Here is a 12,218-nt window from a genome sequence, read left to right on the forward strand (position 1 = left end):
CAAGTCTCGGGTCTTATTCTAGGGAAGCCGGCCCTCAGGTGAGCCAGCCCCACACCTTCTTGGCGCCGTCGGCTACGGCATCGACGGTAGTCTTCGCGACGTCGGCCACGGCATCCGCGGTCTTCTTGGCGGCGTCCGCCACCATTTCGGAGGCCGATCCGTAGCCGAGGTTGGAGGCAAGCAGTCCCATGCCGCCCCAGGCGATCCCGGCCACAGCGAAGAAGGGTCCTGCGCCCGGGATGAAGCTTCCGGCCGCAAGGACCGCGGAGACGCCTCCGTCGATCGCCATTCCGGTATTGCCGGTTTCCATGCCCTGTGCCACCTGGAGCGCACCGGTGACGATGCCCAGGCCGCCGGAAAGCCTGCCCAGCATGGATGTGCCATTGAGGAGCTGGGTTCCGCGCACATAGCCGACCCCCGGCACCTGCGCGTACTGCGCGCTGAGCCAGGGCCAGTTGGTGAGCTTCGTAAGGAGTCCGCCCTTGGCCATGGTGGACAGCAGGTTGTCCGCGTACAGCCCCGCGCCGGTCACGGCGGCGTTGGCGCCCCACCAGCCAGGACTCGCGGCGACGCCGAGCACACTGTCCAGAGGGTTCGTCCCGTTAGTGCCTGGGGCAGTACTGCCCGGACCCGCCGTACCGGGACCGCCGGACGAACCGCCCGTGCTGGCGTTCTCCTGCTCATCAGCCTGCGTGAGCAGGGTCTTGGAGGCTTCAAGGAGGGATTGCGACGTCTGTTTCATCATGGGACGCCACGTGTCGCTCCACTCACGGCGGAAGCGGCCCCCGTCGTTTCCCTTCCAGTCGATGGCCGACACCAGGCTGGTGATCTGGCGTTCGGTATCCATCAGGCGTGATCCGGAACGGTCCATGGATTTGGACAAGGACCGCAATTGTTCAATGTCGGCGCCATAAAGGCCAGGGGCCATGGTGGTTCTCCTCGGAAGCTGGGCACGGGAGCGTTCACCGAACCCCCCGCCCCAGGCTACGTGCCCGGTCCACGCCGCCGCCATGGGCAGCCCTGCCCATCCGGGCGCCTGCTTGTCCGCGCCAGGGGCAGGCCAGGCGAAGCCACCGAACCTGCTGGGATAACCTAGAGCAGTGACTTACGAGATCGAGATTGGCCGTGGCAAGCGTGGGCGTCGTGCCTACTCCCTGGATGACATAGCTGTCGTCCCCAACCGTCGCACCCGTGACCCCAAGGACGTCTCGGTCTCGTGGCAGATCGACGCCTACCAGTTCAACATGCCGGTCATCGCCGCCCCCATGGATTCAGCAATGTCCCCCAAGACGGCCATTGCGCTTGGACGCCTCGGCGGACTGGGCGTCCTCGACCTCGAGGGCCTCTGGACCCGGTACGAGGACCCGCAGGCAGTCCTGGATGAGATCAGTGCCCTGGAGGACGAGACCAACAGTCCCGCCGTCACCGGCCGGATGCAGGAGCTCTACAAGGCCCCCATCCAGCCCGAGCTGATCACGTCCCGCCTGGCAGAAATCCGTGAAGCCGGCGTCACCGTTGCCGGCTCCCTCACGCCGCAGCGCACCCAGGAGCACTACAAGACCGTCCTGGCCGCCGGCGTCGACATCTTCGTCATCCGCGGCACCACCGTGTCCGCCGAGCACGTCTCCAAGGACCACGAACCGCTGAACCTGAAGCAGTTCATCTATGAGCTCGACGTTCCCGTGATCGTCGGCGGGGCCGCTGGCTACACGCCCGCCCTGCACCTCATGCGCACCGGCGCCGCAGGCGTCCTGGTCGGCTTCGGCGGCGGGGCAACCACCACCACCCGCCGCGCGCTGGGCATCCACGCGCCGATGGCATCGGCGATTTCCGACGTCGCTGCCGCCCGCCGCGACTACATGGACGAGTCCGGCGGGCGGTACGTCCATGTCATTGCCGACGGCGGCATGGGCACCTCAGGCGATATCGTCAAGGCGATCGCCATGGGCGCCGACGCCGTCATGCTCGGCAGTGCGCTGGCACGCGCCGAAGAAGCGCCCGGCAAGGGCTGGCATTGGGGCCAGGAAGCCCACCACCTGGAACTCCCGCGCGGGGACCGGGCCAACGTGGGGACCGTCGGGCCCATGGAGGAAGTCCTCTTCGGACCCGGCCACCACACGAACGGAACGTCCAACCTCATCGGTGCGCTGCGCCGCTCCATGGCGACCACCGGCTACTCGGACCTTAAGGAATTCCAGCGGGTTGACGTCGTGGTTTCCCCCTACGAAGGAAACTGACGCCCACGCACTCCGGCAGGGCGCCCGAAAGGGCGCCCTGCCAAAGCGTGCCCCAAGCAAGTAGGGTGGTTCTACTACCGGCACTTGAGGCACTGGAGGCGTTCAATGAAGACTGATCCTGCAGGCGGCGGGGCCCTGGGCCCGGAAGCCAGGGAAGCATCCATCCAGCGGCTGCGCGCCACGACGGAACCCGGCCAGGAGTTGGACATCCTGATTGTTGGCGGCGGGATCGTGGGAACCGGAGCGGCGCTGGACGCCGTCACCCGCGGCCTGAGCGTAGGCATTGTCGAGGCCAGTGACTGGGCAGCCGGAACGTCCTCCCGGTCATCCAAGCTCATCCACGGCGGGCTCCGCTACCTGGAGATGCTGGACTTCGCACTGGTCAAGGAGGCTCTGCAGGAACGCGGGCTGCTGCTTTCCGAACTGGCGCCCCACCTGGCCCGGCCTGTTCCCTTCCTCTACCCGCTGACCAAGCCCTTTGTGGAACGGCCCTATGTGGGAGCGGGCATCGCCCTCTATGACGCCATGTCCGTCTCCAGCGGCCACAGCCGCGGTGTGCCCTTCCACAAGCACCTGTCCAGGCGCGGCACCCTGCGGGCTGCGCCGAGCCTGAAGAACGATGCGTTCGTGGGCTCCATCCGCTATTACGACGGGCAGGTGGATGACGCCAAGTACGTCGCCAACCTGGTCCGTACTGCCGCGCATTACGGGGCCCATGCCGTCAACCAGATGGCGGTGGTGGACTTCCTCCGCGAAGGCGAGCGGGTGGTCGGCGCCAAGGTGGAAAACCGCGAGGACGGCGCCCGGTTCAACGTCCGTGCCAAGCAGGTCATCAACGCCACGGGTGTCTGGACCGACGAAACCCAGGCCATGGTCACGGACCGCGGGCAACTGAAGGTCCGCGCGTCCAAGGGCATCCACCTGGTGGTGCCGAGGGACCGCTTCCAGTCAACCGTCGGGCTGATCCTGCGCACCGAGAAATCCGTGCTGTTCGTCATCCCGTGGGGCAGGCACTGGATCATCGGCACCACGGACACGGACTGGCACCTGGACAAGGCCCACCCTGCCGCAACCAGCAAGGACATCGACTACATCCTCGAGCACGTCAACAAGGTCCTCAAGCGGCCGCTGACCCGCGAAGACGTCGAAGGAGTCTACGCCGGGCTCCGGCCCCTGCTGGCCGGCGAGAACGACTCCACCGCGAAGCTCTCCCGCGAGCACGTCGTGGCCCACCCCGTGCCTGGCCTGGTGGTGGTGGCCGGCGGCAAATGGACCACCTACCGCGTGATGGCCAAGGACGCCGTGGACGAGGCCACCCGAACCATGGACGAACGGGTGCCGCCCAGCTGCACCGAAACCATCCCGCTGCTGGGAGCCAGCGGGTTCCGGGCAGCCTGGAACCGCCGCAACCGGACGGCCGAGGAAACAGGCGTCCACGTGGCCCGCATCGAGCACCTGTTGAACCGCTACGGCTCCATGACCCCGGAAGTACTGGCCCTCATCGCAGAGAATCCGGAACTGGCCGAGCCCCTGCCGGGAGCGGATGACTACCTGCAGGCCGAAGCGGTCTACGCAGCCACCCACGAAGGCGCCCGGCACGTCCACGACGTCCTGACCCGGCGGACCCGCATTTCCATTGAGGCCTGGGACCGCGGCGTGTCCGCTGTTCCGGTTGTCGCTAAACTGATGGGTGACGTCCTCGGCTGGAGCGACGCTCAGCGCGAAAATGAGGTCCGGCACTACATTGCCCGGGTTGAGGCGGAACGGCTCAGCCAGCAACAGCCGGATGACGAATCCGCAGACGCCGCCCGCCTGGGCGTGGAAGACATCGTGCCCTTGCGCTGAGGGGCGGATGGCCGGCGCTGCTGACTGAAGGGACACGCCTTGGCGGAACCGCTTGACCCGTACGACGCCGAACTCACCACCCCGGAAATGGTCATCCTGGAGTTGGAGGCCACGGACAAGGACGACGCCGCCACGCAACTGTCCGAGCGGTTGTTCGCCGCCGGCCGGGTGTCCGACCTTGACGGGTTCCTCAGGCACGTCAATGCCAGGGAGCACCAGCTCGCCACCGGCCTGCCGGGCGGCATCGGCCTGCCTCATGCCCGCAGTGAGTTCGTCGCCCGTACCTCCATTGCCGTGGGCATCACCAAGTACGGCCATGCCCTGGACTTCGGCGCCGCCGACGGCCCGGCCACAGTGATCCTGCTCATCGCCACCCCCGCCAGTTCCTTCTCGGACCACCTCGAGGTCCTGGCCACGCTGGCGCGGTCGCTGTCCAAGGAATCGTTCCGCGAATCGCTGCGCCGGGCCTACGACGCCGAAGTGATCGCCGAACTCATCAACTCCAGCCTGGTGTTCTTCGACCACTGACCGGGGCCTGCGGGCGTGCCCGCAGCCCCGGCGTTTAGTTGTTCTACAGAACTACGAAGTACGGTTAAGACGTGTGGAAAACAGCCCTTAAGCCCCGATGGATTGCGGGATTCATCTTTGCGATCGCCGTGTCCGGGGTCTTCGTGCTGCTGAGCCAATGGCAGTTCGGCCGCTCCACCAGCCCGGAAATGCCGGTAAACCCGGACACCGAGAAAGTCCAGCCGCTGACGGACACCCTCCAGCCGGGCGGGTTCTTCCCCGGGTCCGACGCCGACCAGATGGTCAGCGCCACCGGAACCTATGATCCCGCCAAACAGGTCCTGGTCCCCGGCCGCCTGCACGACGGGAAGACCGGCTACTGGGTGGTCTCCGCTTTCGCCGTGGACGGAGCACCCACCCTGACCGGTTCCGCTGCATCACCCCGGACCTGGATCCCGGTGGCCCGAGGATGGGTGGCCGACGCCGCTGAGGCGACGGCGCCGCCGTCGGGCGCCGTGCAGGTGACCGGACGGCTCCTGCCCTCCGAAGCGCCCGTGGCCGGTAAAGCCGCCAACCCAGGGGAGGCCACAGCGGTCTCCGTGGCGGAACTCATCAACGACTGGGAAGTCAGCAGCTACCAGGGCTTCGTGGCGGCCACCGCCGAGGTTGCCGGGGGAGCGGACGTCAGCGCCGCCGCCGTCCCGGGGAACCTCCTGCCGCTGGAGATCGGCCCCCAGCCGCCCGCGCAGCAGATCAACTGGCTCAACCTCTTCTACTCCCTGGAGTGGGTGGTCTTCGCCGGGTTCGCGTTCTTCATCTGGTGGCGCCTGGTCAAGGACGACTACCACCGGGACCTCGAAGACGCCCTCGACGGCCACGCCGAAGCGCATGAACCAGAACAGCAGCCAGGGACCACCCGGCAGCCTGAACACACCGACCAAAAGGTACAGCCATGATTGATCCGAAGCCCGCCACCGGAAGCGAAACGGCCGGGAAGGCCGCCACCAGGAAGCGCCGGTTCGGCGGCACCGAGGCACAGATCCGGTCGGCCCTGAAGTTCTACAAGGTGCTGGCCTACCTGACCGGCGCCATGCTGCTGCTCCTGTGCGCGGAGCTCGTGGCGCGGTACGGCTTCGGGCAGTACCTCTTCGCCGGCGGCACCAATGCCGCCACCGGGCAGCCCTTCGGCTTCGGTTTTGCCGACGCCGAGCCGCCGGGAGTCCTCAACGGCGTGAACCTGTCCATCACGGTGCTGATCGTCCACGGCTGGATGTACGTGGTGTATCTGATTTCAAACTTCCGGCTTTGGTCGCTGATGCGCTGGCCGTTCCTCAAGCTGATCCTGCTGGCCCTGGGCGGTGTGGTCCCGTTCCTTTCCTTCATCGTCGAGAAGAAGTTCCATGCCGACGTGGAAGCCGAGCTCGCCGCGAACCCGCAGGCCCCGCAGCGGTACTGAACCCGGCGGTACCGAAGGCTAGCGGAACTGGACGCCGGCGCTGCCCGCGTCCGCAGCCGTGCCGCCCACCCGCCGCCGGACGTTTGCTCCGTCACAGGGCGGCGTCTCAAGGTGCGCCGGTGCAACGCCGCAACGTAGGCTATTACGGTGACTACTCCCACTGCATCCCAGACTTCCCAGAAGCCGGTGCTGGTTGTTGACTATGGAGCCCAGTACGCGCAGCTGATTGCCCGCCGCGTCCGGGAAGCGAATGTGTATTCGGAAGTGGTTCCGCATACCTACACCACCGAACAGCTCCTCGCCAAGAACCCCGCCGCGATCATCCTTTCCGGCGGACCTTCCAGTGTTTACGCCGACGGCGCCCCCAGCGTGGGTGCCGATCTCTTCGAAGCCGGCGTACCCGTTTTTGGCATCTGCTACGGCTTCCAGGCCATGGCCAACGCGCTGGGCGGCAAGGTGGACAAGACCGGCCTACGGGAATACGGCTCAACCCAGACCACCATCCTGGGTGAGGGGCGCTCCGTGCTCGAGGGCATGCCCCAGCACCAGAACACCTGGATGAGCCACGGCGACTCCGTCCACGCGGCCCCGGACGGCTTCGAGGTGCTGGCCACGACGGCGGGCGCCGAGGTTGCAGCCTTCGCCAACGAAGAAAAGTGCCTCTACGGCGTGCAGTGGCACCCCGAGGTCAAGCACTCGGCCTACGGCCAGCAGGTGCTGGAGAACTTCCTCTTCAAGGGCGCCAAGATCGAGCCCAACTGGACCACGGGGAACATCCTCGAAGAGCAGGTTGAGCGCATCCGCAACCAGATCGGCGATGCCCGGGTCATCTGCGGCCTCTCCGGCGGCGTCGATTCCGCCGTCGCAGCGGCCCTGGTCCAGCGCGCCGTGGGTGACCAGCTCACCTGTGTGTTCGTTGACCACGGCCTGCTCCGCGAAGGCGAAGCGGAGCAGGTGGAACGCGACTTTGTGGCAGCCACCGGCGTCAAGCTCTACATCGCGAACGAGCAGGAGCGCTTCCTTTCCGCCCTGGCCGGCGTGAGTGATCCCGAAACCAAGCGCAAGATCATCGGCCGCGAGTTCATCCGCGCCTTCGAAGAAGCCGAACTGGCTATCATCGCCGAGGCCGCGGCTCACGGTGAGAAGATCAAGTTCCTGGTCCAGGGCACCCTGTACCCGGACGTCGTCGAATCCGGCGGCGGCGAAGGTGCAGCAAACATCAAGAGCCACCACAACGTGGGCGGCCTCCCCGAGGACCTGCAGTTTGAACTCGTAGAGCCGCTGCGGGCCCTGTTCAAGGACGAGGTCCGCGCCGTGGGCGCCCAGCTGGGACTGCCCCAGGAGATCGTGGGACGCCAGCCGTTCCCGGGCCCCGGCCTGGGCATCCGGATCGTTGGCGACGTCACCAAGGAACGCCTGGACCTGCTGCGCAAGGCCGACGCCATCGCCCGTGCCGAGCTGACCGCCGCAGGCCTGGACAACGAGGTGTGGCAGATGCCCGTCGTGCTGCTGGCAGATGTCCGCAGCGTCGGCGTCATGGGCGACGGCCGCACGTACGGCCACCCCATCGTTTTGCGCCCGGTCTCGTCTGAGGACGCCATGACGGCTGACTGGTCACGCCTGCCCTATGACCTCCTGGCCCGGATCTCCAACCGGATCACCAACGAGGTGGACGGCGTTAACCGCGTCGTGCTGGACGTCACCAGCAAGCCGCCGGGAACCATCGAGTGGGAATAGCATCCTGAAGTGGCCGGCCTCCGTTGACGGAGGCCGGCCACTTCTGTCTTGCCGCTGTCTTCGGCAAAGGTGGCAAATCTTCCGGGGACTGCCTGTGAAATCTCCCCTATTTCGCGGCTCCAGTGTTGCGGTCTCTCAGTCCGGGCACGGAAGCGGCTACTCTCGAACCTATGCCGGTATGGTCCAGGGCGTCACGTGCAAACGCAGAAAAGAAGGCAGAAGTGTCAGTTGGTCAAGGCCACCCGGAAGGCTCGGAAGAGCTTCGTAAATGGCTGTCCGGGCTCAAACCCGTCACCGGGGCAGACACGATGCTGCGCTTCACCAAGACACCCGAAGGTTCCATAGACCTCACCTCTGCCCACCCCTCAGGGCTGGCCCAGCTCATGGCGGGGCGCCGCACCCGCTTGTCCACACTGATCCGTGACCAGCAGCAGTATGTGGTGGCTGCCCGGGCATCCCGCAACATCCGGTCCAAGATCTTCGAACTGTCCAATGACCGCGGCATCGACGCCGGGTACCTCTCCGCGGGCACCGTGGTGTGGACATCCGCTGTCGGAGGCACACCGCAACGGGTTTCTGCGCCCGTCATGCTCACGGCGATCTCCCTCACCGTCCGGCCCGGGGAAGATGACTACGAGCTGCAGCTGACAGAGCAGGCACACATCAACCCCGCGTTGGTCCGCCACCTGAAGTCCGTCCACGGCATTGTCTTCGACGTCAACGCCGTCACCCGCCTCGCGTACAGCACGGCGCGTTTCGATCCCCAGCCCGTCCTGGACCGGCTTGGCACCCTCATCCGGCCCATCCACGGCGCCGAGGCGCAGCACAACCTGCTGGTGTCCACGTTTGCGGACCTCTCCGGCAATCTTGACGACCCCTGGATCAATGACTCCAACCCGATCGTCTCCGCCCTCGCCACGGCCGGCGGTGGCGAAGTGGTGGATGTCGAAACCCCGGACCCTGCCCGCTTCCCCTCGCTGGACAGCCGGCATCCCCAGGACGAACTGCTCCTCCTGGACGCGGATACGGACCAGCAGTACGTGGTGGACGCCGCCCGCGCCGGTGACTCGCTGGTGGTCAGCAGCCCGCCCGGCACCGGCCAGACGCAGACAGCCATCAACACCATCGGCGCCCTGGTGGACGCCGGCCGGACCGTCTTGGTGGTGGGGGACCGGCGCGCCAGCCTGAACGAGGTTTCCGGCCAGCTCGAAGCCCTGGGCCTCGAATCGATCCTGTTCCAGTTGTCCGGGAACGTCACGGCGCAGCAGCTGAAGTCCCAGTTAGTCCGAGCCATTGTCCGGAACGAAAAGTCCCTCAAGCCACAGTTGGCGAACCTGCACAGCACACTGACCGAACACCGTCACGCGCTGATGGACCATGTGGCGTCCCTGCACAATGTCCGCGACCGGTGGGGCTGCTCGCCGTACCAGGCCATGCAGTCGCTGGCCGAGCTGACATCCATCCATCCCGCACCAGCCACCACCGTGCGGCTGAAGCGGAGCGTCCTGGACAACATCCGCGACCGCGAGGAGCTGGCTGGCCGGCTCCAGCGCGCAGCGGAGCTGGGCAGCTTCAGCAAGGCGTCCACCACCAGTCCGTGGCATGGCGCCCGGCTCCTGACGCGCAAGGAAACGGAAGAGGCCCAGAACCTGGTCCGGGCCGTTGCAAAGAGTCTTCCCGTACTGCGGGAGCGGATGAATGCCGTGGCCGAGCACGCGGAAATCCGCCTCGGTGAATCCTTCGCCGAATGGGGCGAGCAGCTTGAGCTGCTGGTTGCCGTGCGTGGAAGCCTGGACAAGTTCACGCCGGATATCTTCGACCGGCCCGTCACGGACCTCATTTCGGCTACCGCGCCCTCGGCGTGGCGGCGGGAACGCGGGATCGAAATGACCTCCATGCAGCGGTCGCGGCTCCGCCGTGTGGCCAAGGAGTACGTCCGGCCTGGCGTCCACATCGCAGACCTGCACACGTCGCTGGTCCTGGTCCAGGAACAGCGTGCCCGCTGGGCAGGCTACGCCACCACCCAGCGGCACCCTGCCGTCCCGTCCGGACTGGTCGAGATGAACGCCCTTTACCGCGAGTTGGACCAGGAGCTTGCGGGCCTTGGTGAATGCCTGAAGCACACAGCCGGGGGCGGGGCACTGTCCACCGTCCGCTACGAAGACCTCCTGGAGCGGCTGGAACGGCTCGTCGCGGACACTGACACGCTTAAAACGCTCCCGGAGCGGACGCTCCTGGTGGAGAACATGCGCGAGCACGGCCTGGGCGAGCTCCTGGCCGACCTCGCCGAACGTGAAGTTCCCGCCGGATCGGTGGCTGCCGAACTTGAACTGGCCTGGTGGCAGTCAGCCCTCGAGGCAATGATCAGCGGCGATGACTACCTCGCCATGTCCGACGGCGATGCCCTGCGCCAGCTCGAAGCCGAGTACCGGCTCGCGGACAACGCCCACATCGCCAGCGGGGCAGCACGCCTGCGCTGGGACCTTGCCGAGCGTTGGCGGGCAGCCATCGGGGAACAGCCCCGGCAGGCCGGCCTCCTCCGCAGCCTGCTCAAGGACGGCCGGGTTTCACTGCCCGCCCTGACCGCCCAGGCACCGGACCTGATCGGCACACTGGTTCCCGTCTGGTCGGTGAGTCCCTACCTCATGAGCGGGCTGCTGCCCGCGGAACAGCACTTCGACGCCGTGGTAATCCTTGACGCCGAAGCCACAAGCCTGCAGGCCGTCCTGCCCTCCATCGCGAGGGCCCGGCAGGTCATAGCCTTCGGCGATGCCAGGATCGCCAGTCCGCGCAGCTTCACCGTAGGGGTGGAGCGGCTCGCGCCCGGAGAGTCCGCGCACCAGCGGGTCGAGAGTGCCTTCAAAGCCCTCTCCGCCGTGCTGCCGGTGTGGCAGCTCACCAATGTCTACCGCGGTGTGGACGAGGACCTGGTGCTGCAGCTGAGCAGGAATTTCTACGACGGCGGACTCCGCCGCCTTCCCGAGGGACAGTCAGCCACAGGGCTGGACCGGTCTTTGCTCGTGGAGTACTTGCCGGACGGAACCGGCCTGCCCAGCGCCGATCACGAGGGCGTGGAGTCCGTGGTGGCCGAGGTCAACCGCGTGGTGGAGCTGGTGTTCGAGCACGCACGGCTGCGGCCCAGGACTTCCCTGGCGGTTGTCACCGCAAGCTTGCGGCATGCCGCGAGGATCGGCGAGTCCATCCGGCTCCAGTTGCCCAACTACCCCGGGCTGGCCAGCTTCTTCGGAGCGGGGCCGGAGTCTTTCCGGGTTGTTGACCTTGAACGGGCACAGGGCCTGGTGCGCGACCATGTCATCTTCTCTCCCGGTTACGGGCGCACACCCCACGGGCGTGCCCTTCACAACTTTGGCCCGTTGTCCGCCGAGGGCGGCAGGGAGAAGTTTGCGCTGGCCATGACCCGTGCCCGCCGTTCCATCCACGTTCTGACGTGCTTCCGCCCGGAGGACCTGGACCACACCAGGTTGTCGTACGGTGCCTTGGACCTGTACGCGCTGCTTGACCGGGAGATTTCGGGAAACACCGACCTCGGAACTCCGGCTTCCCGGGCCGCTGCCAGCGAGCAGGCGCTCGGGGCCGACCCGCTTGTTGCCGACCTCGGCGACAGGCTTCGTGCACGCGGCGCCCGGGTGTGGCACCAATACGACGGCGTTATCGACGTGGTGGCGGCCGCAGACCCGCTGGGCACCATGGGCCAGGATGAGGCAGACCTTCCCTGGCCGGTGGCGATTGAGTCCGATGGCACCGAGCAGTACCGCACCATGAGCGTCCGTGAGCGCAGCAGGCTGCGGCCGCAGATGCTGGAGCGGCTGGGGTGGCGGTACATGCCGCTGTGGACCATTGAGGTGTTCACCGATCCTTCGGCCTGCGCGGACCGGATCGCAGGGTACCTGGGGCTGGAACGGGTGGTTCTTCCGGGCCGCTCGGCAGAGTCCGCCGGTTTCCTTGACGACGACGTCCATCAGGCGCTGAATGGAATCGACGCCGCGCAGCCTGCTTCAGTTTCATACCCGGCCACCAGCGTGTCAGGGTTCCGGCGTGACGCCCAAGGAGGCGGGGAACGCCGTGAATCCCAGGACGATCCGGATTCAAACGGCGCCGGCGACGCCGCAGCAGGACCAGACAGTGAGGAGGCGGGCACCGTGACCCCGAAGGATGCTGAGACGCCACAGGATGACGTGAACCCCGAGGACGCTGACAGCACCGCGGATGCGGCCGATACCGAAAGCACCGAAGGTTCCGGTGATGCCGTGGACACGGAAGAGGCCGGCTCATCCGCAGCGCGCAGCCTAGTGGAAGGCGTATTGCCCAAAACTGCCGCGGAAGATGACGCGCGGGCGTGGGGCGATCGCGACGAGGACCATGACGCATGGTTGAAGGAGCAGAAGCCCCCGCACTGGGGCTGAAGGCCCATAGCC

8 protein-coding genes are annotated in these 12,218 nt (G+C 66.8%); 7 read left to right on the forward strand and 1 reads right to left on the reverse strand.

All coding sequences use genetic code 11. From position 1 onward, the window contains the following. Positions 1 to 34: 34 nt before the first annotated feature. Positions 35 to 928, reverse strand: coding sequence for a WXG100 family type VII secretion target (locus OVA06_RS05235; RefSeq protein WP_268156802.1), 894 nt, complete (start codon positions 926 to 928; stop codon positions 35 to 37). 172 nt (positions 929 to 1,100) lie between these two features. Here OVA06_RS05235 and OVA06_RS05240 point away from each other — a divergent pair, with 172 nt between their 5' ends. The 7 genes from OVA06_RS05240 to OVA06_RS05270 all read left to right on the forward strand — a co-directional run bounded on the left by OVA06_RS05240 (position 1,101) and on the right by OVA06_RS05270 (position 12,206). Then, the gene (locus OVA06_RS05240; RefSeq protein WP_056075168.1) at positions 1,101 to 2,237 is read left to right on the forward strand and encodes a GuaB3 family IMP dehydrogenase-related protein; all 1,137 of its coding nucleotides are present in this window, start codon (positions 1,101 to 1,103) and stop codon (positions 2,235 to 2,237) included. A gap of 105 nt (positions 2,238 to 2,342) precedes the next feature. Further along, complete coding sequence (locus tag OVA06_RS05245; protein WP_268156804.1) at positions 2,343 to 4,082, forward strand: glycerol-3-phosphate dehydrogenase/oxidase; 1,740 nt, start codon at positions 2,343 to 2,345, stop codon at positions 4,080 to 4,082. Positions 4,083 to 4,121: 39 nt separating this feature from the next. Beyond that, a complete protein-coding gene (locus tag OVA06_RS05250; protein ID WP_056075161.1) occupies positions 4,122 to 4,610 on the forward strand; it encodes a PTS sugar transporter subunit IIA in 489 nt (162 codons plus the stop codon). A 71-nt stretch (positions 4,611 to 4,681) separates the two neighbouring features. Beyond that, positions 4,682 to 5,545, forward strand: a complete 864-nt coding sequence (locus OVA06_RS05255) for an SURF1 family protein (RefSeq protein ID WP_268156806.1) — start codon at positions 4,682 to 4,684, stop codon at positions 5,543 to 5,545. Beyond that, the gene (locus OVA06_RS05260) at positions 5,542 to 6,045 is read left to right on the forward strand and encodes a DUF3817 domain-containing protein (protein ID WP_056075156.1); all 504 of its coding nucleotides are present in this window, start codon (positions 5,542 to 5,544) and stop codon (positions 6,043 to 6,045) included. Before OVA06_RS05255 ends, OVA06_RS05260 begins: the two co-directional genes overlap by 4 nt. Positions 6,046 to 6,192: 147 nt before the next feature. Further along, on the forward strand, positions 6,193 to 7,782 hold the full coding sequence (gene guaA / locus OVA06_RS05265; protein ID WP_056075153.1) for a glutamine-hydrolyzing GMP synthase: 1,590 nt from the start codon (positions 6,193 to 6,195) through the stop codon (positions 7,780 to 7,782). A gap of 170 nt (positions 7,783 to 7,952) precedes the next feature. Next, a complete protein-coding gene (locus OVA06_RS05270; protein ID WP_268156809.1) occupies positions 7,953 to 12,206 on the forward strand; it encodes an AAA family ATPase in 4,254 nt (1,417 codons plus the stop codon). Positions 12,207 to 12,218 lie beyond the last annotated feature (12 nt).

Origin of the sequence: Pseudarthrobacter sp. SL88, from assembly GCF_026672455.1 — a bacterium.
Taxonomy (GTDB): Bacteria; Actinomycetota; Actinomycetes; order Actinomycetales; family Micrococcaceae; genus Arthrobacter.